At 67.5% G+C, this 22724-nt stretch carries 27 protein-coding genes; 14 read left to right on the plus strand and 13 right to left on the minus strand.

What is annotated here, in order from left to right:
* Positions 1-135: 135 nt before the first annotated feature.
* From IGS68_RS03530 to IGS68_RS03555, 6 genes are all read right to left on the minus strand, one after another.
* Positions 136-618 carry a F0F1 ATP synthase subunit B family protein gene (locus IGS68_RS03530; protein ID WP_201077366.1) on the minus strand — a complete coding sequence of 161 codons (483 nt, stop codon included), beginning with the start codon at positions 616-618 and terminating at the stop codon, positions 136-138.
* A complete protein-coding gene (locus tag IGS68_RS03535; protein WP_201077368.1) occupies positions 618-1286 on the minus strand; it encodes a F0F1 ATP synthase subunit B family protein in 669 nt (222 codons plus the stop codon). The genes IGS68_RS03530 and IGS68_RS03535 overlap by 1 nt, the downstream gene beginning before the upstream one ends.
* 99 nt (positions 1287-1385) lie before the next feature.
* Complete coding sequence (locus IGS68_RS03540; protein WP_037449290.1) at positions 1386-1610, minus strand: ATP synthase subunit C family protein; 225 nt, start codon at positions 1608-1610, stop codon at positions 1386-1388.
* Positions 1611-1705: 95 nt separating this feature from the next.
* Positions 1706-2449: a F0F1 ATP synthase subunit A gene (locus IGS68_RS03545; protein WP_201077370.1), complete on the minus strand. Its 744-nt coding sequence runs from the start codon at positions 2447-2449 to the stop codon at positions 1706-1708.
* Positions 2450-2487: 38 nt separating this feature from the next.
* Positions 2488-2844, minus strand: coding sequence for an AtpZ/AtpI family protein (locus IGS68_RS03550; protein ID WP_201077372.1), 357 nt, complete (start codon positions 2842-2844; stop codon positions 2488-2490).
* 243 nt (positions 2845-3087) lie between these two features.
* Positions 3088-3702, minus strand: a complete 615-nt coding sequence (locus IGS68_RS03555) for an SCO family protein (RefSeq protein ID WP_201077374.1) — start codon at positions 3700-3702, stop codon at positions 3088-3090.
* Positions 3703-3874: 172 nt separating this feature from the next.
* On the opposite strand from IGS68_RS03555, the gene IGS68_RS03560 reads away from it, so the two are divergent.
* The 6 genes from IGS68_RS03560 to IGS68_RS03585 all read left to right on the plus strand — a co-directional run bounded on the left by IGS68_RS03560 (position 3875) and on the right by IGS68_RS03585 (position 9090).
* Positions 3875-4825 carry an L-lactate dehydrogenase gene (locus IGS68_RS03560; protein ID WP_201077376.1) on the plus strand — a complete coding sequence of 317 codons (951 nt, stop codon included), beginning with the start codon at positions 3875-3877 and terminating at the stop codon, positions 4823-4825.
* A 212-nt stretch (positions 4826-5037) separates the two neighbouring features.
* On the plus strand, positions 5038-5301 hold the full coding sequence (locus IGS68_RS03565) for a four-helix bundle copper-binding protein (protein ID WP_247881160.1): 264 nt from the start codon (positions 5038-5040) through the stop codon (positions 5299-5301).
* Between the two features lie 163 nt (positions 5302-5464).
* The gene (locus tag IGS68_RS03570; RefSeq protein WP_201077379.1) at positions 5465-5863 is read left to right on the plus strand and encodes a hypothetical protein; all 399 of its coding nucleotides are present in this window, start codon (positions 5465-5467) and stop codon (positions 5861-5863) included.
* Between the two features lie 105 nt (positions 5864-5968).
* Positions 5969-6541, plus strand: coding sequence for a cupredoxin domain-containing protein (locus tag IGS68_RS03575; protein WP_201077380.1), 573 nt, complete (start codon positions 5969-5971; stop codon positions 6539-6541).
* A 13-nt stretch (positions 6542-6554) separates the two neighbouring features.
* Positions 6555-8297, plus strand: coding sequence for a copper resistance system multicopper oxidase (locus IGS68_RS03580; RefSeq protein ID WP_201077381.1), 1743 nt, complete (start codon positions 6555-6557; stop codon positions 8295-8297).
* A gap of 19 nt (positions 8298-8316) precedes the next feature.
* On the plus strand, positions 8317-9090 hold the full coding sequence (locus IGS68_RS03585; RefSeq protein WP_201077382.1) for a copper resistance protein B: 774 nt from the start codon (positions 8317-8319) through the stop codon (positions 9088-9090).
* 89 nt (positions 9091-9179) lie between these two features.
* Here IGS68_RS03585 and IGS68_RS03590 read toward each other — a convergent pair whose 3' ends face one another.
* On the minus strand, positions 9180-9881 hold the full coding sequence (locus IGS68_RS03590; RefSeq protein ID WP_201077383.1) for a PhoH family protein: 702 nt from the start codon (positions 9879-9881) through the stop codon (positions 9180-9182).
* 516 nt (positions 9882-10397) lie between these two features.
* Here IGS68_RS03590 and IGS68_RS03595 point away from each other — a divergent pair.
* From IGS68_RS03595 to minE, 4 genes are all read left to right on the plus strand, one after another.
* A complete protein-coding gene (locus IGS68_RS03595; RefSeq protein WP_201077384.1) occupies positions 10398-10667 on the plus strand; it encodes an SHOCT domain-containing protein in 270 nt (89 codons plus the stop codon).
* A gap of 315 nt (positions 10668-10982) precedes the next feature.
* On the plus strand, positions 10983-11762 hold the full coding sequence (minC, locus tag IGS68_RS03600; RefSeq protein ID WP_201077385.1) for a septum site-determining protein MinC: 780 nt from the start codon (positions 10983-10985) through the stop codon (positions 11760-11762).
* Between the two features lie 71 nt (positions 11763-11833).
* Positions 11834-12631: a septum site-determining protein MinD gene (gene minD, locus IGS68_RS03605; RefSeq protein ID WP_456115339.1), complete on the plus strand. Its 798-nt coding sequence runs from the start codon at positions 11834-11836 to the stop codon at positions 12629-12631.
* Positions 12628-12939, plus strand: coding sequence for a cell division topological specificity factor MinE (gene minE / locus IGS68_RS03610; RefSeq protein WP_201077388.1), 312 nt, complete (start codon positions 12628-12630; stop codon positions 12937-12939). Before minD ends, minE begins: the two co-directional genes overlap by 4 nt.
* A 97-nt stretch (positions 12940-13036) precedes the next feature.
* On the opposite strand, the gene panC is transcribed toward minE, so the two are convergent.
* The 4 genes from panC to IGS68_RS03630 all read right to left on the minus strand — a co-directional run bounded on the left by panC (position 13037) and on the right by IGS68_RS03630 (position 15576).
* A complete protein-coding gene (gene panC / locus IGS68_RS03615) occupies positions 13037-13891 on the minus strand; it encodes a pantoate--beta-alanine ligase (protein ID WP_201077389.1) in 855 nt (284 codons plus the stop codon).
* Positions 13884-14726 carry a 3-methyl-2-oxobutanoate hydroxymethyltransferase gene (gene panB / locus IGS68_RS03620; RefSeq protein ID WP_201077390.1) on the minus strand — a complete coding sequence of 281 codons (843 nt, stop codon included), beginning with the start codon at positions 14724-14726 and terminating at the stop codon, positions 13884-13886. Before panB ends, panC begins: the two co-directional genes overlap by 8 nt.
* 278 nt (positions 14727-15004) lie before the next feature.
* Positions 15005-15325 carry a type II toxin-antitoxin system HicB family antitoxin gene (locus tag IGS68_RS03625; RefSeq protein WP_247881161.1) on the minus strand — a complete coding sequence of 107 codons (321 nt, stop codon included), beginning with the start codon at positions 15323-15325 and terminating at the stop codon, positions 15005-15007.
* Entirely contained in the window at positions 15322-15576 is a 255-nt protein-coding gene (locus tag IGS68_RS03630) for a type II toxin-antitoxin system HicA family toxin (protein WP_201077391.1), read from the minus strand. Before IGS68_RS03630 ends, IGS68_RS03625 begins: the two co-directional genes overlap by 4 nt.
* Before the next feature lie 172 nt (positions 15577-15748).
* Here IGS68_RS03630 and IGS68_RS03635 point away from each other — a divergent pair, with 172 nt between their 5' ends.
* The 4 genes from IGS68_RS03635 to ade all read left to right on the plus strand — a co-directional run bounded on the left by IGS68_RS03635 (position 15749) and on the right by ade (position 20911).
* A complete protein-coding gene (locus tag IGS68_RS03635; protein WP_201077392.1) occupies positions 15749-17116 on the plus strand; it encodes a CRTAC1 family protein in 1368 nt (455 codons plus the stop codon).
* A 90-nt stretch (positions 17117-17206) separates the two neighbouring features.
* Positions 17207-18205, plus strand: a complete 999-nt coding sequence (gene dgcN, locus IGS68_RS03640; protein WP_201077394.1) for an N-acetyltransferase DgcN — start codon at positions 17207-17209, stop codon at positions 18203-18205.
* A gap of 4 nt (positions 18206-18209) precedes the next feature.
* On the plus strand, positions 18210-19211 hold the full coding sequence (gene dgcA, locus IGS68_RS03645; protein ID WP_201077395.1) for an N-acetyl-D-Glu racemase DgcA: 1002 nt from the start codon (positions 18210-18212) through the stop codon (positions 19209-19211).
* Positions 19202-20911, plus strand: a complete 1710-nt coding sequence (gene ade, locus IGS68_RS03650) for an adenine deaminase (RefSeq protein ID WP_201077396.1) — start codon at positions 19202-19204, stop codon at positions 20909-20911. Before dgcA ends, ade begins: the two co-directional genes overlap by 10 nt.
* A gap of 13 nt (positions 20912-20924) precedes the next feature.
* On the opposite strand, the gene IGS68_RS03655 is transcribed toward ade, so the two are convergent.
* Positions 20925-22253: an ImmA/IrrE family metallo-endopeptidase gene (locus tag IGS68_RS03655; RefSeq protein WP_201077397.1), complete on the minus strand. Its 1329-nt coding sequence runs from the start codon at positions 22251-22253 to the stop codon at positions 20925-20927.
* The gene (locus IGS68_RS03660) at positions 22229-22552 is read right to left on the minus strand and encodes a hypothetical protein (protein WP_201077398.1); all 324 of its coding nucleotides are present in this window, start codon (positions 22550-22552) and stop codon (positions 22229-22231) included. The genes IGS68_RS03655 and IGS68_RS03660 overlap by 25 nt, the downstream gene beginning before the upstream one ends.
* Positions 22553-22724 lie beyond the last annotated feature (172 nt).

A 22724-nucleotide genomic window follows, 5' to 3' on the forward strand; every position in this document is an offset into this window, starting at 1 on the left:
CCCCGTTATTCCATGTCCGGTTTGCCGGACCCCTGTCGAGCGTAACGCAGGGAGGCCGTGCCCCGAAACGCGAAAAGCCCCCGATGCCGAAGCATCGGGGGCTTTCCGTCGAAGGCTCTGCGCGGAACGGAGCGCTTAGTGCAGGTTGCGCGGCAGGTCGGCGATTGCGGCGTCGACCAGCTTGGCGGACTGCGCGGCGTCCATGTTCTCCGCGATGAGGCGGCCGCTGGCGGCGATCGCGAGATCGACCGTCAGGCTCTTCACTTCCTGAAGGGCCAGGGCCTCGGCCTGGGCGATCTTGTCCATCGCCTGGGCCTCGCGCCGTTTCATGGAGGAGTCGAGGTCGGCCGCGGCGTGCAGCCGGAGCCGCTCGGCTTCCTCGCGGGCATGGGCGATGATGTCCTCGGCTTCCTTCAGCGCATCGCGCTGACGGCGCTGATAGGAGGCGAGGGTGGCTTGGGCATCCTCGCGGAGCCGCTGCGCCTCCTCCAGTTCCTGGCGGATCTTGTCCGCCCGATCGTCCAGCATCGCCGTCAGGGCCTTGGCGCCCGGACGGAATGCGAAGAAGAGGAAGATGAAGAAGGCGACGGCGACCCAGAATTCAGCAGCTTGAAACATCAGCCACGCTCCTGCATCACGGCGCCGACGGCCGTATCGGCCCGGGCGGCATCGACCTTGATGCCGCCGAGCTTCTCGGCGGTCTGCTGGGCGATCTCGGCCGCCACGGAGCGGACGCTGGTGAGCGCCGTTTCCTTGGCCGCGTTGATCCGCTCCTCGGCGGCGCGGGTCTTGGCGGCCAGATCGGCATTGAACTGGGCCTGACGGCCCGACGACGCCGAAGCGATGTCGGCGGTCGTGGCGGCCATCACCGACTGGGCATGCGCCCGGGCGTCGGTCAGGGCCTTCTCGTAGCCTTCCATGACACCGGCCGACTCCTCCCGGAGCGCGGAGGCCCGGTCGAGGTCGTTGGTGATCCGCTCCTGCCGCTCCTCCAGCACCTCGGCGACCTTGGGCAAAGCCACCTTGGCCATGAGGAAGTAGAGGGCGATGAACGAGATCGCCAGCCAGATCAGCTGGGGGGCGAAGACTGTGGGATCGAGCTGGGGCAGGCCGCCGCTGCCATGCTCCGCGCCGTGGGCCAAGTCGGCCCCGTGCGCGGCATCGCCGGCCGCTCCATGATCCGCCTGGGCCAGGGCGCCGCCCGCCGTGACGACGAGCATCGTCCAGGCGAGACCAACGCGCCCGGCCAGTCCGCCCGCACGCAGACGAGCCAAAAACTTGGGCATGATCGATCCCCTAAGCTTGCGGCGCCGGTCGCCGGGACGGTGATCCCGTTGAGCCAGGCGCCGCATGTGAGCGAAAACCAGCTTCGTTCAGGCTCGAGCTTAGGCGAACAGGATCAGGAAGGCGATCAGCAGGGCGAACAGCGCCACGGCTTCCGTCAGCGCGAAGCCCAGGATGCCGATCGGGAAAACCGCCGCGCGCGATGCCGGGTTGCGGGCGATCGAGCTGATCAGGGTCGAGAAGATGTTGCCGATGCCGAGGCCAACACCGAACAGGGCGAAAACCGCCAGACCGGCGCCGATGAACTTAGCGGCTTCTGCGTCCATGATTAGATACCCTTCTTTTGAGACTGGAAATTAGAACAGGTGGGTGGTGTGGAGTAACCCGCGGCGCGGCACCGATCAATGGCCGGAAGGGCCGATCAGTGCAGTTCCAGGGCGTCGCGGATGTAGAGGCAGGTCAGGATCGTGAACACGTAGGCCTGAAGAAGCGCCACGAGGATTTCGAAACCGACCAGTGCAACGTTGATCGCGAGCGGCAGGATGCCGATCGTGTAGCCGAGACCCCCGAGACCGGCGCCGAGCAGGACCGAGAAGCCGCCGAACACCTTCAGCATCGTATGGCCGGCCATCATGTTGGCGAACAACCGGATGGACAGGCTGACCGGACGCGACAGGTAGGACAGGACCTCGATCGGGATCAGGATCGGCGCCAGCGCGATCGGCGCGCCGTGCGGCATGAACAGCGAGAAGAAGTGGAAGCCGTGCTTGATCAATCCCAGCAGGGTGACGAAGACGAACACCGTCAAGGCCAGCCCGAAGGTGACGATGATATGGCTGGTGAACGTGAAGGTCCCCGGGATCATGCCCAGCAGGTTGCCGACCAGGATGAACATGAACAGCGAGAACACGAACGGGAAATATTTCCGCGCATCGGGACCCGCGTTCTCGCGCACCATGTTGGCGACGAACTCGTAGAACATTTCGGCCAGCGACTGCATGCGTCCCGGGACGAGGGCCCGGCCGCGCATGCCGAACACGATGAAACCGGTGATCAGCGCGACTGCAATCACCATGTACAGCGACGAATTGCTGAACGATGCGTCGAGGCCGCCGACATTGATCGGCACGTACCTCTGGATTTGGAATTGGTGAAGCGGATCCACGGTCGTCCTCGTTCAGCCAAACTTTGCGTCTGGCGCTGTTATTGGTCCGGCCCGTCTTCCGGCTTCCGCATGCTCCGGTAGCCCGGTGCGTAGCCGACGCCTGTGACGGCCCGGTAGACATTCACAATTCCGGCCCCGGCGCCAAGGAAAAACATCCCGATCAGGCCCCAGGGCGTCGTACCCAGCCAGCGGTCCAGCAGCAGGCCGCCGCCGACGCCGATGATCATGGCGGCCACCAGCTCGATCCCGATCCGGAAGGCGAGCCCGAGGGATCTCCTCGGCAGGTCGTCATCCCCGTCCGGCTTGGCAGCCGGCCCGGCGCTGCGTTCCCGCGCCTTCCGCAAACGGGCATCGATGTCGTCCAACGAGGGCGGGGGAGACTGGTCGTCGCTCATGTCCGGTCCCACTTCCCCCGGTTGGCCGGGAAGCCGCGCGAAAGCGGCGGCACCATACGGTTAGGGCAGTACCCTGTCAAGTCGCAAAACCCTCCTTCCAAGTGGTTGAATTACTTGGATTTCCGACGCAACTGACCCCTTCGAAAGGCTCTCCGGACAGGCTTTCGGGGGCCTTGAACCGCCGATGCGACACTATGTACGCGCGGCGCGTACCGCCGCGCGGCGCCGGTTCCGGACCATTCGTCAGGAGTCCAGGTGGGCGGCGATCGTCTCCGCCATCTTGTCCGGAGCCGTGCCGTGGGCGAAGGCTTCGAGGAACTTCCCGTCCGGTCCCATCAGGTAGACGAAGGACGAGTGGTCCATCGTGTAGTAGTCGCCGCCGTCCTTGTCCGGCGCCTTCGCGAAATAGACCCGGTAGGCCCGCGCCGCCCCGGCGACCTGCTCCGGCGTGCCGGTCAGCCCCATCAGCCGGGGATGGAACTGGGCGACGTAGTCGGCCATCTGCGTCACGGTGTCGCGCTCGGGATCGATCGTGACGAACAGCGGCTGGACCTCGTCGGCCTTGGCGCCCAGGCGGTCCAGGGCGGTCGCCATCACCTGCAGTTCGGTCGGGCAGACGTCCGGGCAGAAGGTGAAGCCGAAATAGACCAGCATGTAGCGGCCCTGGTAATCGGCCTGGGTGACCGGCCGGCCGGTATGGTCGGTCAGCGAGAACGGGCCGCCGATCAGGGCCGTGCCGGTCTGGGTGCCGCCCCGGGTGCCGCCGGGCAACTGGGAGACCTGCCACCAGACGATGCCGGCGGCGATCAGCAGGCCGATCAGGGTGCCGACGGCGAGGCGGATGAGGCGTTGGTTCATTGTCCTGACTGCGGTTGCGTGGGGCGGGGCGAACAGGCCGGGCGATTCACACCTTGACCGGGTTATCTGTTCCGGCCGAGGGTAGGGCACAGCGGGACCAATCGCCGCAGCCTTGTCGCCCTTCAGCATTCCTTTAAGGCACCGCCGGGTGCCAGTCCATGAGGATCGGACCATGAAGATCGGAATTGTCGGAGCCGGTTTCGTCGGAAGCGCCGCCGCCTACGCGATGGTGATGCGGGGCGTCGGAACGGAAATCGTCCTGGTCGATCGCAACCGCGACTTGGCGGCGGCGCAGGCCGAGGACATCCTGCACGCGACGCCGTTCGCCTATCCGATGCCGGTCAACGCCGGCGACTACGGCGATCTGGCCGGATCGTGCGTGGTGGTCCTGGCGGCCGGCGCCAACCAGCGGCCCGGCGAGACCCGCCTGGAACTTCTGGAGCGCAATGCCGCCGTCTTCGGCGAGATCATCCCCCAGGTCCTGTCGAGCGCGCCCGGCGCGATCCTGCTGATCGCGACCAATCCGGTCGACGTGATGACCCAGGTCTCGCTGGACATCGCCCGCCGGACGCGGCCCGATATGCCGGCCGGACGGGTGATCGGCTCCGGCACCATCCTGGACACCGCCCGGTTCCGGGCGCTGCTGGGGCGGCACCTGGGCATCTCGCCGAAATCGGTGCATGCCCATGTGCTGGGGGAGCACGGCGACAGCGAGGTGCTTCACTGGTCCGGAGCGGACGCCGGGGCGATGCCGGTCGCGGAGTTCGCCGAGCAGATCGGACGGCCGCTGACCGATGCCGTCCGCGCGGAGATCGACGAGGGCGTACGCGGCGCCGCCGGCCGGATCATCAAGGGCAAGGGCGCCACCTGGTACGGCATCGGCGGCGGACTGGCGCGCATCGCCCAGGCGATCTCCGACGACGAGCGCGCGGTCGTCACCTGCTCGACCGTCAACCCGGAGGTGGCCGGGGTCGAGTCCGTGGCGCTGTCCCTGCCGCGCATCCTTGGCATCGACGGCGTGATCGGGACGCTGCGGCCAACCCTGGACGAGGGGGAGACGACGGCGCTGGCGCGGAGCGCCGGCATCCTGAAGGAGGCCGTGGCGAAGCTCGGGATCGGGTAGGGGCATGCCCGTCCGCATCGCCGCGGCGGAGCGCTCCGGCGGCCGCGGAACTTTTCGTGTGTCGCGAAGCGCTGCCCATGACGACGCGGGCGTAACCTCGCGGCCATGGATGCTGTTGACGGAGCATCAGCCAGACGAGGGAACGCGCCATGGACATGCAGCAATGTATCAGGAACTGCCTTGATTGCCATCGGACCTGCCTGGAGACTTCGATGCACTGTCTCGGCATGGGCGGCGACCATGCGTCGGCCGACCACCAGCGACTGCTGGCGGATTGTGCCCAGATCTGCCTGACCAGCGCCGACTTCATGATCCGGGGTTCGAACTTCCATGGACGGACCTGCGGAGTCTGCGCCGAAGTCTGCGAAGCATGCGCTGCGGAATGCGAGAGCCTGGGCGGCGGCGACCAGCAGATGACCCGGTGTGCCCGGATGTGCCGCGACTGCGCCGAATCCTGCCGCCAGATGGCGGCCTGACGGCTGGCGGAGGCGGGCGGTGCCCGACCAGGTGCCGTCCGCCCCGGCTTCCGACCTTGGCCGTCGCGCGGGAGCCATTCCGCCGTAGCGAAATCCAAGGCACCCTTGCATCCCTTCCGGCCGCTGCAATAGAATGCCGTCCTCCGGGCGAAAGTCCGCAGGCATGGGATCGGCAGTGGGCATGGGCTTCACGCGCATCTTGGCGGCTGTGCTGTTCAGTCTCCTCCTCGGCTGGGGAGGTGCCGTCATGTCCGGTGCCGCGGCTTCCGTCCTGTCCGATCATGCCGCGGCTTCCGGCGAGAGCGCCTGGGATGGCTGCGACGAGCGGCTGGGCCACCATGGACGCCATGATCACCGGACGAAAAGCGACCATGGAGAGCATTCCAAGCACTCCCACCAGGGTTGCTGCGCGATGGCCTGCGGCATGTCGGCCCTGGAGCCGACAGATCCCGGGGTGAAACCCGTCGAGTGGACGCCCGCGCGTGGCCAACCTCCGGCCGACGACATGCTCCGGGACCGATCGGTCTCCCCCCTGCGCCGGCCCCCCAGATCCGCGGCCTGACGCCGACCTCCCCCTGATTTCCGGTTCCTGGCCGCCGCGCCCGGAAGCCGCCAAACTTACATGCCTCTCCGGCGCCGCAAGGGCCGGGGACAGAGGATACCCGACATGCGTCCGCATATCCGCACCCTGCAAGCCATCGCCGCCCTCGTGACCGGCGCCGGGCTCATGGCCGTTTCGGCCACGGCTGTCGCCGCCCCCGGTCAGGCCGGCCACACGCATGATACCGCCGCGATCGGCGAGCCCGCGAAGGCGACCGCCAAGACGCGCACCGTCCAGGTCGAGATGGGCGACAACTTCTACGAGCCCGAGACCATCGCGGTGAAGGCCGGCGAGACCGTCCGGTTCGTGGTCAGGAACACGGGCGAGTTCCTGCACGAGTTCAACATCGGCACCGCCGCGATGCATGCGGCCCACCAGAAGGAAATGGCCATGATGGTGGACCACGGCATGCTGACCGCGACCGGCGTGAACGAGGAGATGATGAGGATGGACCACTCTGGCATGCCGGACATGGGCCATTCCATGAAGCACGACGACCCCAACAGCGTCCTCGTGGAGCCCGGCCTGACCCGGGAACTGGTCTGGAAGTTCTCGAAGCAGGCTACGATCGAGTTCGCGTGCAACATGCCGGGCCACTACGAGTCCGGGATGGTCGGCAAGGTCGCGTTCCAGCGCTGAGGGGGGGCGACCCATGCACGAGCCATCGCGCGGCCTTTCCCGCCGCGCCGCCCTCAAGCTTGCCGGAGCGGCGGGCTTGGCGGGCATCGTCACGGTCCATCCGGGGCGCCGCGTCTTCGCGGCGGCCGACCGGAGCCTGGACCTTGCCGTGGAACGGACCCGCATCACGATCGACGGCGAGACCAGCGGCGCCATCTCCATCGGCGGCTCGATCCCGGCGCCCACGCTGCGCTGGCGCGAGGGTCAGGAGGTGGTCGTCCACGTGACCAACCGGCTGGACGAGGCGACCTCCGTCCACTGGCACGGCCTGCTGCTCCAGGGCGTCATGGACGGCGCGCCGGGCTTCAACGGCTACCGGCCGATCGGTCCCGGCGAGACCTACACCTACCGGTTCAAGCTGCGCCAGGCCGGCACCTACTGGTACCACAGCCACTCCGCCTCCCAGGAGCAGGAGGGCATGTACGGCGCCATCGTGATCGAGCCCGCCGGGCGCGATCCCGTCCGGACCGACCGCGACTACGTCGTGCTGCTGTCCGACCATACGCCCGAAGCGCCCGGGTCCGTGCTGCGCAAGCTCAAGGTCAGCGAAGGCTATTACAACGACGGCAGGCGCACCCTGGTCGACTTCTTCCGGGACGCCCGGCGCGACGGCCTGGGCGCCACGATGGACGACCGCCTCGCCTGGGGCGAAATGCGCATGGACGCCACCGACCTCGCCGACGTGACCGGATACCGCTTCCTGGTCAACGGCAGGGGGCCGAAGGACAACTGGACCGCCGTCTGCGACCCGGGCGAGCGGGTGCGGCTCAGGGTCGTCAACGGCTCGGCCATGTCGATCTTCGACGTCCGCATCCCCGGCCTGTCCATGACCGTGGTCGCGGCCGACGGACAGAACGTGGTGCCGGTCAAGGTGGACGAGTTCCGCATCGGCGTCGGCGAGACCTACGACGTCGTCGTCATGCCGACCGGGGACAAGCCCTTCACCTTCTTCGCCGAGCCGATCGACCGCACCGGCTTCGCCCGGGCGACCCTCGCCTCCCGGGAAGGCATGGAAGGCGAGATCCCCGAGCGGCGCCCCCGCGCCATCCTGACCATGGCCGACATGGCCATGGCCCATGGCGGAATGGACCATGGCTCGATGGACCATGGCTCGATGGATCATGGTACCATGGACCATGGTTCGATGAACCGCGGCGCCATGGCCGGCATGGATCACGGTTCCATGGCCGGCATGAACCATGGCGCCCTGCAGGGCATGGACGACGTTGCCGCGGCACGCCCGGAACGCGCGGTCGGCTGGGCCGACGCGGGGACGCCTCCGGGGGCGAAAGCCCTTTCCTACGCGGACCTGAAGTCGTTCTCGAAGTCCAGGGACCGGCGCGATCCCTCCCACGAGATCGAGATCCGGCTCACGGGCATGATGTCGCGCTATATCTGGACCTTGGACGGCCGGAAGTTCGACGAGGGTGCCGCGATCCGGGTCGCTCACGGCGATCGGATCCGGATCCGGTTCGTCAACACGACCATGATGGCCCACCCGATGCACCTGCACGGCATGTTCGTCGAGCTTGAGAACGGCCAGACCGACCGGATGCCCCGGAAGCACGTCGTGCTCGTGCCGCCGGGGCAGGTCACCACGGTCCAGCTGACCGCCGACGAACCCGGCGAGTGGCCCCTCCATTGCCATCTCCTCTACCACATGGCCTCGGGCATGATGACGCGGTTTATCGTCGAGCCCCGCACGGCGAGCCTCTGATGCGGGGACCAGCATGCGAATGACGAAGACAAGCCTCCGGACGGCGACGCTCGCGGCGGGATCCGTCCTGCTGGCGCTGTCGGCGGTACCGCCTCGCGTCGCCGCGCAGGTACACGGCGAACCCCGGGACGCGGACCAGGCCGAAGAGTTCCACGAGGAGCCGCCGATCCTCGCGACTCTCCTCATCGACCGGCTGGAGCATCGCTGGCGGGACGGCGAGAACTCTATCGACTGGGAGGTTCAGGGCTGGATCGGCGGAGACACCAACAAGGCCTGGTTCAACGCCGAGGGCAGCAAGGCCGTGGACGGGGAGGTCGAGGAAGCGGAATTCCAGCTGCTCTACAGCCGCATGACGTCGGAGTTCTGGGACTTCCAGGCCGGCATCCGGCACGACGTTCGTCCCCGGCCGCAGACGACCTATGGGGTGGTCGGGTTCCAGGGGGTGGCGCCGTACTTCTTCGACGTGACCGCCCAGCTCTTCCTCAGCGAGGACGGCGACCTGAGCGCCCGCCTGGAAGCCGAGTACGACCTGCTCATCACGCAGAAGCTCGTCCTCCAGCCGGTCGCCGAAGTCAACGTCTCGGCCCAGCGGGTCCGGGAGCTTCATGTCGGTCCCGGCTTCAACGACGTTGAGCTGGGATTGCGCCTGCGCTACGAGGTCGTCCGCGAGTTCGCCCCCTATGTCGGCGTGAACTGGGAGAGGAAGCTGGGCGAGACCGCCGACATCGCCCGGGACCACGGCGAGGACCCGAGCGACCTGTCCTTCGTCACCGGCGTGCGGTTCTGGTTCTAGGGGTCCTGCCCTCCGGTTCCGCTGGGCCGGTTCGCCGCAAGCCGACCTGGGTCAAAGGCCGGCCTGCGGCGAACCGCACCGCCGGAGCTTCAGGACAGCAGCGGCATCATCGCGGCCACCAGCGGGTGGCGGACGATGTCCTGGGTGGTCAGGCGGACGATGGCGACGTCGTCCAGCGGGTCGAGCCGGCGCACGGCCTCCTCCAGGCCGGACATGCCGGGCAGCAGGTCGGTCTGGTCGGGATCGCCGGTGATCACCATCGTGGAGTGCCAGCCCAGCCGGGTCAGCAGCATCTTGATCTGCTGGAACGTCATGTTCTGCGCCTCGTCCACGATGACGAAGCTGCGCGAGATCGTCCGTCCGCGCATGTACGCCAGGGGCGCTATCTCGACCGTGCCGTCCTTGGTCATCTGGCGCACCTGTCGGGCGCCCAGCCGGTCGGACAGCGCGTCGTAGATCGGGCGCATCCACGGGTCCATCTTCTCGTTGATGTCGCCGGGCAGGAAGCCCAGGCTCTCGCCCGCCTCGACGACCGGCCGGGTGATCACGATGCGCGTCACCCTGCCGGCGCTCATCGCCTCGACCGCCTTGGTGACGGCCAGATAGGTCTTGCCGGTCCCCGCGGGCCCGACCGCCAGCGTCAGCGCATGGGTGTCGATCGCCGCCATCAGCGCTTCCTGGTTGGACGTGCGGGGCTTCACCGTCTTCAGGTAGCTCTGTTCGCGGAAGCCGTCCTCGTCGGCTTCGGTGAGAGCCACGACCCGGGCCGAGGATGCGGTGCGTTTCGCCATGGTGCGTCGTCCTTTCCCTTCGCTGGCATCCTGGTTGAGGGGATCCCAGGCGCTGCATGTGTCAAACGGGGCTCTCATCGATCACCTCCTGCTGCCGAAGCGGCGTTGGGCCATGTCGTTCTCCTGGACCGTTGAAACCGGCTTTGGGGACTTGAAGGCGGGCACAAAAAAACCTCCCGGACGGGAGGTTCGATCGTGCACTCGGCTGACGCGTCGCGGCGGATGGCTGTCCGGCGGCGGCGAAGGGCTGGCGCCCCGCATGTTGGATCCGCGATGCTTCTCGACGGGTCGGACAAGGGAAGAGGCTCCTGTCGTCTGTGTCAGCCTTGGTGTCACCGAGGATAACCGTCAAATTCGTGCTTTGTCGCCGTTATTTCGTGGGGCCAATAAAAAATTCATCTACATGTTGCGGGTTACCCACCCCTTGCCCGCCCTGGCGACACCGGCATGGCGTCCGCGCGCCGATTTGCCTATGCTGGCGCCACGAACTCGCACTCGGAGGTGACGGGGGTAGGCATGGCGAGCAGGTTCACGTCGATCTGGAACGAGAAGAAGCCGGTGGCCGGGACGGCACGGTCCGCCGCCCGTCCCGTCCGCGGCCGTGCCGGTGTGGCGAGCGGCGCCGCGGACAGCGAAAGCGGCGACGAGGGCGACGACTCGGCGGCGCGGTCCCTTCGGGCTCTCAAGGTGATGTTCGACCGCGGGTTGATGTCCGAGGCGGAATATGAACGACGCAGGGCGTCCCTGGCGGGGGGAGCCTCGGAACGGCCTTCCGACGGCGAATGATGGCCTGTCCGGACCATGTCGGAGATTCGCCGAAAAGTGAAGATATCGGCACCATAACTTGTAGTTTTTGAGGCACAGACCCCAAGAATTGGGCTATGGTCCGCAGTCGAGCCCGGCCGCGGGGCTGGTCGCGGAAATATCCGCGGGTTATGGTTAACTAGACGCTTGCACTTCGGGGCCATGGCTCGCTAGAAGGAGTAGCCATTTTCTCGATTTTCGTAGGGGCGGCCGATTTCATCCCGCGGGGCCAGGGCAGGGGACGGCGGTGCCGGACGCCTGCCGGGCGGCGGTCATCATGATAAGTGGTAGGGGTTTGTGAGAAGCACCAGTCAGATTTCGGAACGTGACGCGCCGTTCCAACTCAGGGGCAACAGCTTCACCGTCATGGTGCTGAAGCTGGTGGCCCCCGATGACCCGTCGTTTTTCCCCCAGCTGCTGAGCAAGATCCGCCAGGCGCCGAATTTTTTCCGGAACGCCCCGGTGGTGCTCGACCTCGAAGACCTGGAGGAAGGCGCCGGCCCCGCCGACTTCATCGATTTCGTCGTCACCCTGCGCCAGAACAGCCTGATCCCGGTCGGCATCCAGGGCGGCACGCCGGCCCAGCAGGCCGCCGCGTTCGAGGCCGGGCTGACGGTCATGCCGACCGGCCGCCCGAGCCGCGAGCCGGAGCGCGACTTCCAGCGGCCGGCACCCGGGCGGGCGCCGACCGACCCGCTTCCGCCGCGCACCCCCGCGCCGATGGCCGAGGCGGCGCCGGAGTTCCAGAAGACCACCCTGATCATCACCGAGCCGGTGCGCTCGGGCCGGCAGATCTACGCCGCGCGCGGCGACCTGATCGTGCTGGGACCGGTCAGCGCCGGGGCCGAGCTGCTGGCCGACGGCAACATCCATGTCTACAGCTCGCTGCGCGGACGCGCGCTGGCGGGCATCTCCGGCGATACCGCCGCCCGCATCTTCTGCCACAGCCTGGAGGCGGAACTGGTATCGATCGCCGGGCTCTATCGGGTCAGCGAGGATCTGGACGCCTCGGTGTTCAAGAAGCAGGTTCACATATATCTGGACGACGGATATCTGCGCATGGATCCGTTGTCATGAGCCGCGGCAAAGAAACAAGTTCGCAATCAACATCGAAGAGTGGAGAGGCTTCCTTGGCCAAGGTAATCGTTATGACATCGGGCAAGGGCGGCGTGGGCAAGACCACGTCGAGCGCTGCCTTCGCCACTGGACTGGCCCTGCGCGGGTTCAAGACCGTTGTCATCGACTTCGACGTCGGTCTGCGGAACCTGGACCTGATCATGGGCTGCGAGCGCCGGGTGGTGTTCGATTTCGTCAACGTCATCAACGGCGAGGCCAAGCTCAACCAGGCCCTGATCAAGGACAAGCGGGTCGAGAACCTGTTCATCCTGCCGACCAGCCAGACCCGCGACAAGGACGCGCTGACCAAGGAAGGCGTGGAGAAGATCCTCGACGAGCTGAAGAAGGACTTCGACTACATCCTGTGCGACAGCCCGGCCGGCATCGAGAAGGGCGCCCTGATGGCGCTGTACTTCGCCGACCACGCGATCATCGTGACCAACCCGGAAGTCTCGTCGGTGCGCGACAGCGACCGCATCCTGGGCGTGCTGGCCTCGAAGTCCCGCCGGGCGGAACTGAACCTGGAGCCGGTGCAGGAGCACCTGCTGCTGACCCGCTACGATCCGGAGCGCGTCGAGCGCGGCGACATGCTGAAGGTCGACGACGTGCTGGAGATCCTGGCGATCCCGCTGCTGGGCGTCGTGCCGGAGAGCCCGGCCGTGCTGCGCGCCTCCAACATCGGCATGCCGGTGACGCTGGACGAGAAGAGCAACGCCAACCACGCCTACACCGACGCGGTCGCCCGCTTCCTGGGCGAGACGGTCGAGCACCGCTTCATGAAGCCGGAGAAGAAGGGCTTCCTGGATCGCCTCCTTCGGAGGACCGCATGAGCATCTTCAACTTCTTCCGGCAACCTCCGCGCAAGTCGGTCGCCGACGAGGCCAAGGAACGCCTCCAGATCGTCCTCGCGCACGAGCGCGCCGCCGGGTCCAGCCCGGACTATCTGCCGATCCTCCAGCGGGAGCTGCTGGCGGTGATCGCCAAGTACGTGCAGATCGACGAGAAGAAGGTCGAGGTCAGCTTCGAGCGTGGAGGCGATTACTCCACGCTCGAGGTCAATATCGAGCTGCCGCCGCCGACGGGGGACAAGGCCCGGGCGCGCGGCGGTGCCGCCGCGGCGGCTGCGAAGCAGGCCTGAAGCCATGCTGGCCGGGTAATGCCGGCCGGCTGTGGTCAGGATGCCGCCAGCCTGCCGAACGGCTCGATCCCGTCGAGCGGCGGGCCGCCCCGGACGGTCATACCGGGATGTTGTCGATCAGCCGAGTGCGTCCGATGAAGGCGGCGGCAAGGATCCTCGCCGGCCGGTCGGCCACCTCCAGCGGCTCCAGGGACGCGGCGTCGCAAACGGCCAGGTAGTCGATCCGATCGAACCCGGCCTCCCTCAGCCGTTCCAATCCCCATTCCATTTCGCTCCGGCACCGTGCCGGATCGGCCGCGATGCGTTCCGCCATGGCGAACAGCACGCCGTTGAGCTGGCGCGCGATGGCGAGCTGGTCGGCGGACAGGTAGGCGTTGCGCGACGACAGCGCCAGGCCGCTCTCGTCCCGGACGGTGGCCGCCCCCTCGATCAGGACGGGGACGTCGAGGTCGCGCACCATGCGGCGGATCACCTGCAGCTGCTGGTAGTCCTTCTCGCCGAACACGGCGATGTCGGGCAGGCATTGCAGCAGAAGCTTGGACACCACGGTCGCCACCCCGTCGAAATGGCCGGGACGCAAGGGGCCGCACAGCCCGTCGGTCAGCCCTGCGACATGGACCGTGGTGGCGAAGCCGTCGGGGTACATCTCGCCCACGTCGGGCGCGTAGAGCAGGTCGGCACCGACGGTCTCCAGCTTGGCGGCGTCGGAGTCCTCCTGCCGCGGGTACTTCGAGAAATCCTCGTTGGGCCCGAACTGGGTCGGGTTGACGAAGACGCTGACCACCACATGGTCCGCTCCCCTGCGGCGGGCGGCCTGGACAAGGCTGAGATGCCCCTCGTGCAGGGCGCCCATGGTCGGGACGAGGCCGACCTTCTCCCCGGCGGCGCGCCACCGCGCGACCTGGGCGCGCAGGCCGGCCACGGTCCGGACGGTGGTCAGTTTCTCAGGCATCGGGCGTGCTCCCGCTGGGTTTTGGGGCGAAGACGTGTTCGGGACCGGGGAACCGGCGGGCGCGCACATCGTCGGCGTAGGCCTGGGCGGCGGCCGAGACCTGGGGGCCCAGCTCGGCATAGCGCCTGACGAATTTCGGGGTGAAGTCGCTGAACAGGCCGACCAGATCCTCGGTCACCAGGATCTGCCCGTCGCAGGCCGGCGAGGCGCCGATCCCGATGGTCGGGACGGGAAGGTCGGCGGTCAGCTGGCGGGCCAGGGTCTCGACCGTCCCCTCGATCACCAGGGCGAAGGCGCCGGCCTCGGCGATGGCGAAGGCGTCCGCCGCGATCGCGTTGCCCTCCTGCCCGGTGCGGCCCCGCGCCCGGTAGCCGCCCAGCACGTTGACCGACTGGGGCGTCAGGCCGACATGGCCCAGCACCGGGATGCCGCGCTTCGTCAGGAACTCGACCGTGGGCGCCATCTCGACGCCGCCCTCCAGCTTGACCGCGGCGCAGCCGGTCTCCGCCATGACGCGCGCGGCGGCTCGGAAGGCGGCTTCGGGAGATTCCTGGTAAGAGCCGAACGGCAGGTCCACGACGACGCAGGACAGGGCCGAGCCGCGCATCACGGCGGCGCCGTGGGCGATCATCATGTCGAGCGTCACCGGCAAGGTGCTGTCCATCCCGTAGAGGACCATGCCCAGGCTGTCGCCGACCAGCAGCATGTCCACGTGGGCGTCGAGCTGCCGGGCCATGGGAGTGGTGTAGGCCGTCAGCGACACGATGGGCGTGCCGCCCTTCCGGGCGGACAGTTCGGGCACGCTGATGCGCCGGCGGCGGTCGGGGACACTCATGGCGGGCTTCCCCTCTGTCGGGTTCGGGTTCCAGGGTCCTGCTGATGCGCCTAGATATAATGCCGCGACCGTGGCGTCACGATGATTGGATAGGGGACGGCTGGAATCGGCGGCGAATTCCCGCCCTGCGGAAGGAGGAGGGAGGTAGGAACGTACCTGGATACGCACCGCGTGCCGTCCGCGCCGGATTGTGTCAGCATGGGGGCAAGCAACGGCATCGGGGAGGGGACGATTCTACCCGACTGGACGGCAACTTCGAACCATTTCCGACACCGCAGTCATGCAGCCTTGATTGTATCAGCGACCCAGGCGCTGAGGCTCTTACCTTCGGCCTGTGCCCGCATGGCCGCTTTACGATGTATTTCCGGGGTCGCTCTGATCAGCATCTTACCGCTGAACGGCTTGTCCGGAGTTTTGCCAACTTCTTCGCAATAGGCGAGATAGTCATCGATGCTTCCGCGGAAGCTCTGAACCAGTTCCTCCGAATTGCTTCCCTCGAAATGTATCACATCGGCCAAGCCTGCGACGGTGCCGGAAAACGTGCCGTCTTCCGGGTCGAAGTCGATGGGACCCGATACATACCCCTTGTACTCCATCATGGCTCCACTCCAGCGTTGCTCAAGAACTGCCTGACCGCATCCACCGCACCCTTCTTCGTGGTAGGTTGCGGGTGCGGTCGATGAAAGATCGCGGTTATGCCGCTCACTTCGAACAACACCCGGCTGCCAGCCCGCTCAACCACTTTGCCGCCCAGAGCCAGTACAGGCGCCTCAATGGCCGTCCAGCGGATATCCGCTCTGGTCGGTCGGTCAAAGATGCTGGCCAGTGTTTTGCGGTGCGCGTTGTTCATGCAGATTATGATAGCGGTAAGCGCTAGCATCATCAAGCTCCGCCCGCTTGAGCGATCTTCCCAAATTCTCCGCCGGGCAGGTGGGATCGGTGCCTATCCGGATACGCACCGCGTGCCGTCCGCGCCGGATTGTGTCAGCATGGGGGCAAGCAACGGTACCAGGGAGTGGACGATGTTTCTTGACGAGACGGAGTCGATCGACCGGAACGAACCCAGGCTCGGCTACGGCGTGGCGGTGACCGACATCGACGGCGACGGCGCCTTCGAGTTCATCGTCGCCGGCCATGGCTGCGCGAACCTGGTGCTGAAATGGGACGGGCGCCGGCTGGTCGATATCGCGGACCCCGTCCTGGCCGACGCGACCCGCAAGGCCATCGGCCTGTGCGCCGCCGATGCCGACGGCGACGGGCGCGAGGAGCTGTACGTGCTGAACTCCGAGAGCTTCTCCGGCCCGAAGCAGTTCGGCGACAGGCTGTTCGCCTGCTTCGGCAAGCGCTGGCTGGATCTGTTCGGGCAGCCGGAGAATTTCGGCGCGATCAACCAGACGGCGGGACGGTCGGTCGCCTGCATCGACCGGTCGGGCACCGGCAGGTACGGCTTCGTCGTCGCCAGCCATGGCGGGCGGTTCAGGCTATACGAGCTGGACCGGCGCGGGCGCGCGTCCGACAGGGCGGAGGAGGCCGGCATCGACCTGGCGGCGGCGGGCCGGGGGCTGGTCAGCCTGCCGCTGGTTTCGGAGCACATGGACATCTTCGCCGCGAACGAGCACGGGCCGAACTTCCTGTTCCGCAACCTGGGCGACGGGACCTTCGAGGAGATCGCGGAGGATTGGGGAGTGGCCGATCCCACCGGCAACGGGCGCGGCGTCGCGGTGCTGGATGCCGACGGCGACGGGCTGTTCGACCTGGTCTGCGGCGATCGGGAAGGGCCGCACCGGCTGTTCCTCCAGCGGGGCGGCGGCGGCTTCGTCGAGTCGGCCCCCGCCGCCATGGCTGAGCCGTCGCGCGTCCGCACCGTGATCGCGGCCGATTTCGACAATGACGGGTTCGAGGAGATCCTGTTCAACAATTTCGGCGAGCCGAACCGTCTGTTCGCCTGGACCAACGAGCGCTGGACCGAAGCCGAGATCGGCGACGCGGAGGAGCCTTCGGGCTTCGGCACCGGCGCCGCGGTCGCGGACATCGACGGCGACGGAAGGCTGGAGCTCCTGGTCTCCCACGGCGAGTCGGCGCCGCAGCCGCTGACGTTCTACCGCCCCTATCCGACCGACAACGGCTGGCTCAGGGTCATGCCCCTGACCGCCGCCGGCGCCCCGGCGCGCGGCGCCCTGGTGACCTGCACGGCGCGCGGCCGGACTCAGCGGCGGGCGATCTGCGCCGGCAGCGGCTATCTCTGCCAGATGGAGCCGGTCGCCCATTTCGGGCTCGGGGCCGTCCATTCCGTGGAGCGGGTGGAGATTCGCTGGCCCGACGGCGCGGTGCGGGTGATCGAGCATCCCCACGCCAACCGGATGGTCCGGGTGGAGCATCCCGGCCGGTGAGAGGCGGGTTCATGGAACCGGTTGACGCTGGTCAGCACCGGAGAATGGAATAGACTGTAACCGATCGCAGACGCGTAATGGAGAAGACCCTTGGCCATAGCCAATCCCTACCTGCTGTTCCTCGGCGATGCGCCGGACCAACTGGCCGCCAAGACCGCCGACGGCGTGGCGCGCTGGCGCCGCGACTGGTGCGTCGGGCAGTTGCGCCTGGACGGCTGCAAGGCCGACTTGGGGCTTCCGGACAAGAGCCTGGAGGAGGCGGCCGCGGAAGGGGCCAGGACCCTGATCATCGGCGTCGCCAACCGCGGCGGGCGCTTCGCCGCGAGCTGGCAGGAAACCATGCTGAAGGCCCTGGACCTGGGCATGGACATCGCCAGCGGGCTGCACAACAAGATCACCGACCTGCCCACCGTCGCGGCCAGGGCCAAGGAACTGGGCCGCTCGCTCCACGACGTGCGCCACCCGACCCGCGAGTTCGAGATCGGAACCGGCGATCGGCGCCCGGGCAAGCGGCTGCTGGCGGTCGGCACCGACTGCTCGATCGGCAAGATGTTCACGGCGCTGGCCCTCGAGAAGGAGATGCGCGCGCGCGGCATGAACGCCGATTTCCGCGCGACCGGCCAGACCGGCATCCTGATCGCGGGCGACGGCGTCTCGATCGACGCGGTGGTCTCGGACTTCGTCTCGGGTGCCGTGGAATACCTCACCCCGGCCAACGATCCCGACCATTGGGACGTGGTGGAGGGGCAGGCGTCGCTGCTCCATCCCAGCTATGCCGGGGTGACGCTGGCGCTGGTCCACGGCTCCCAGCCCGACGTGATGGTGATGTGCCACGAGCCGACCCGGCCGCATATGCGGGGCCTGCCGAACCGCAAGGTTCCGGATATCCAGGATTGCATCGTGGCGCACGAGGCGGCGGCGCGGGTAACCAACCCGGATGCGAAGGTGATCGGGTTCAGCGTCAATACCTCGGCCATGGACCGGTCCGCCGCCGAGACGTACCTGAAGGAGCTGTCCGACCGCTTCGGCATGCCGGCGGTCGATCCGGTCCGCATGGGCGTCGGCCCGATCGTCGACCTGCTGGGCTGAGGCGATGGCAGCGTCGAGCGCGAAGCGCACCCTGACCGTCCGCCGCGAGACCTTCCCGATCCGCGGCACCTTCCGGATCTCCCGCGGGGCCAAGACCGAGGCCCACGTGGTCGTCGCCGAGATCGACGACGGCGGCACCGTCGGCCGGGGCGAGTGCGTGCCCTATGCCCGTTACGGCGAGAGCATCGACGGGGTCGCGGCCCAGATCGAGAGCGTCGCCGACGCGATCGCCGCCGGGATGGAGCAGGAGGAGCTGCTGGAGGCCTTGCCTCCGGGCGCCGCCCGCAACGCGGTGGACTGCGCGCTGTGGGACCTCGCCTGCAAGCTGACCGGGCAGCCGATCTGGCAGGTGGCCGACCTGGACGCGCCTCTCGCCCCGGTGGTCACGGCGTACACCCTGAGCCTCGACACGGTGGAGAACATGGCCGCCGCGGCGCGCGCCTCGGCTCACCGGCCCCTGCTCAAGCTGAAGCTGACGGGGGACGGCGACCTGGAGCGGGTGACGGCGGTGCGGGAGAACGCGCCCGACGCCCGCCTGATCGTCGATGCCAACGAGGGCTGGACGCTGGAGCACCTGAAGCGCTTCGGCGACGCCTTCGCCCGGCTCCGGGTCGAACTGATCGAACAGCCGCTGCCGGCGGGACAGGACGACGCCCTGCTGGGCTTCGACTGCCCGGTGCCGCTGGGCGCCGACGAATCCTGCCACGACCGCTCGACCCTGGACGAACTGCGCGGCAAGTACGGGGTGGTCAATATCAAGCTGGACAAGACCGGCGGCCTGACCGAGGCGCTTCGGCTGAAACGCGCGGCCGAGGAGGCGGGGTTCGACATCATGGTCGGCTGCATGCTGGCGACCTCGCTCGCCATGGCGCCGGGGGTGGTGATCGCCCAGGGCGCCAAGCTGGTCGATCTCGACGGGCCGCTGTGGCTGGCGCGGGACCGGGAGCCCGGCCTCCGCTACGAGGGCGAGACCGTCTTTCCGCCGGAGGCCGGCCTATGGGGGTGACGCGGGACGATCTGGGAAAGCGCATCGACCAGGCCATGGGCCGGACGAAGGCCGACCTGGTGATCAAGGACACCCGCTTCCTCAACGTGGTGACCGGCGAGATCGCCTCGGGCGACATCGCCGTCTGCGGCGATGTGATCGTCGGCACCTACGAGAGCTATGACGGGGAGGTGGTGATCGACGGGCGGGCCCGCATCGCCGTCCCGGGCTTCATCGACACCCATGTCCATTGCGAGAGCACCCTGGTCACGCCGGCCGAGTTCGACCGTTGCGTGCTGCCGCGCGGGACGACGACCGCCGTTTGCGACCCGCACGAGATCTGCAACGTGCTGGGCGAGGAGGGGCTGGGATACTTCCTCGACAGCTCGGTCGGGCTGGCGATGGACCTGCGGGTCCAGCTGTCCTCCTGCGTCCCGGCGACCGAGCTGGAGACCTCGGGCGCCCGGCTGGAGGCGGAGGACCTGGTCCGCCACCGCGGCCACCCCCAGGTGATCGGCCTGGCGGAGTTCATGAACTTCCCCGGCGTGCTGCACAAGGACCCCAAGGTGCTGGACAAGCTGGCGGCGTTCCAGGGCGGCCATATCGACGGTCACAGCCCGCTGGTGACGGGCCGCGACCTCAACGCCTACCTGTCCTGCGGCATCAGGAACTGCCACGAGACGACCGGGGTCGAGGAGGCGCGGGAGAAGCTGCGGAAAGGCATGCAGGTGCTGATCCGCGACGGCAGCGTGTCGAAGGACGTCAACACGCTGGCCCCGATCATCGACGCCATGACCTCGCCGTTCCTGGGCTTCTGCACCGACGACCGCAACCCGCTCGACATCGCCGAGGAAGGCCACATCGACCATCTGATCCGGCGCTCGATCGCGCTGGGCGCCCCGATCGAGTCGGTCTACCGCGCGGCGACCTGGTCGGCGGCACGCGGCTTCGGGCTGACCGACCGGGGACTCATTGCGCCGGGGTTCCGGGCCGACATCGTGCTGCTGGACGACCTGGAGGACTGCCGGGTCGGCCAGGTGATCCGCAGCGGCCGGGTCGTGGGACCGGAGACCTTCATGGGCCGAACCATCGTGCCGCCGGTCGGGCTGGGCTCGATCCGGCTGGATCCGGTGACGCCCGAGGTCTTCAGGACCCCCTCGGGCGGCCCGTCGGGACCGGTGATCGGACTGATCCCGGGCAAGATCCTGACGGAGCACCTGACCGCGAGCCTGCCCTACCGCAACGGCGAGCGGCACCCGGACCCGGAGGCCGACATCCTGAAGGTCTGCGTGCTGAGCCGTCACGGCACCAACCGCAATGTCGGCCGGGGCTTCGTCAAGGGATTCGGGCTGAAGCGCGGCGCGCTGGCTTCGAGCGTAGGCCATGACAGCCACAACGTGATCGTCGTGGGCGCCGACGATGCCGACATGGCCGTGGCGGTCAACCGGCTGATCGAACTCCAGGGCGGCTTCGTCGCCGTGCTGGACGGGCAGGTGGCCGGAGAACTGGCGCTGCCCCTGGCCGGACTGATCAGCGACCGGACCTTCGAGGAGGTCGAGCACCTTCTGACCGCGCTGCGCGCCGCCGTCCGCGGCATGGGCTGCCCGCTGGCCGAACCCTTCCTGCAACTGGCTTTCCTGCCCCTGCCGGTGATCCCGCACCTGAAGATCACCGACAGGGGGCTGGTGGACGTGGACCGGTTCGAATTGATTCCGGCGTGAGCGGGAAGGGGCATCAGACCCTGACCATTTCCGGCGGGATGATGTCGTGGTTCGCCAGGTGGCTTTTCGCGGTCAGGACCGAGACGCCGAAATACTCGGCGGCCTCCTCCATGCGTTCGTCGGAGAAGTCGCCGTTCATGAATGACTTCAGCGCATCGATCGGGCACAGGAGTTCAGCGGCGAAGGCGCGCTGCATCTTCTGGCGCGCCGTCTTCGTGCTTGTCGCCGGAAGCCAGGCGTCCGAATCCGGGGCGGTCATGTGGTCGGCCAGAAAGCGGGCAGCCTCGAACCTGATGCCCGGAGCGTTCTTCGCCCTGAACACCATCTTGAGGTGAGCGCCGTCGTCTTCTCGCACAGCCAAGCCGAATGGGATACCGGGGCCATGGGCCGTGTCCGGCAGAAGTGCCCTCTTCGGAACATCCAGGAGCTTAGCCAAGTCCTCGTCGGATATGCCGGAGCCCGATAGCCGCCAAGTGTCCCGGGCCGCGCCGGCAAGGCTTCTGCCCAGGTCCCACGGCGGCGTTCCATCCGGAAAACGATGCCTGCGCAAAGCCGAAGGAAGATCCACGGCGACTCGGATTCCCCGGCCGTGGGCTGCTCCTACCGTCTTGCTGATGGCATCCTCGATCCCGGTCGCGGTCCCGGACAAGGCGGGCACGATCTCGTCCAATGCAGCCTCACCGGTTTCATTGGAAAGCTTCAGCAAGCGGGCAAGTATTTCCTCCGGCGCTTCGTCCGGATCGTACCCAAGGCGCGCTTCCAGGCGGCGCCGGACACTCTCCGTTGGATCCTCGCGCTCGGCCTTGACCTCTTCCCAAAGCCTGGACAGGTCCTGGCCGACGCCTCCGCATGTCTCCAGGCGGGCGATCACATCGGCTACGAAATCATCGACGGCCGCCTCGAAGGACGTCGCCGGCACTGCACACCGGAATTCCGACAGATAGCGGACCGGTTCCCCGGAATTCGGCCGCGATGCATGGCACACCGCTTCCACGGTCGGTCCGTCGCTGGCGAAAACCAGTCGCGGCCACAGGAAGCCGTGGCCTGCCGCCGCGACTTCATGGGCCATGCGCCAGGACGGGGAAGGGGCGCCGGTCGCCGGATAGGGCTCCCAGCGAAGCCGCCACCAGTTCGCCGCCAGCCACATCGCCAAGGGATATGCCGACACATGGACGCGATCCTGGACCTCGCGAGACCAGTCGCTTTCAACCCGGGTCGCCACCATCTCATCGAAGGCGAGGCGAAGCTTGGCGGCCGTGGCCCGATCTTCAGCCAGACCGTGCTCGCACGCATGCCACTGGGCATCGATAGCGAAACCTACCGGCATATCGCCGCGCTCCATCTTTCCCGGACGCTGGCTGCCATGGGATCGTTCTTGCCCATGGAATAGCCATGATAGATGCCCAGGGTCTCGTTCTCCAGGATCGCTTCGACGGGTTCACCGTTATGGGCGACCGCCCAGATGTTCTTCGGCCATTCGCCTTTCATGGCGTCGCTGACCAGCCCGTACGAGGCGCCTTGTTTCAACAGCCGGATGGCTTCCGCCCTGGAGAAGATCTTCGCCCTGTCGCACAGTGTCTTGTGCTGACGCCCATCACTGGGCGGCACGAGCCGGAAGTCGCCTGGATTGCGCTTATGCATTGGATTTCCACCGTATCCGACCCTGGTCGAAATGCTATCCAGCCAACCTTTTTCTTCGGCCGTTCGAGGGACGGGGCGAATCGACCGTTTAGGATTTATTGTGCGTTTGGCCATCGTTTCGCTACAAATCGATTTATGGCTTAATCGTAGACTTTTGCAACTCCACCACCGG

This window comes from Skermanella sp. TT6 (genome assembly GCF_016653635.2).
Taxonomy (GTDB): domain Bacteria; phylum Pseudomonadota; class Alphaproteobacteria; order Azospirillales; family Azospirillaceae; genus Skermanella; species Skermanella cutis.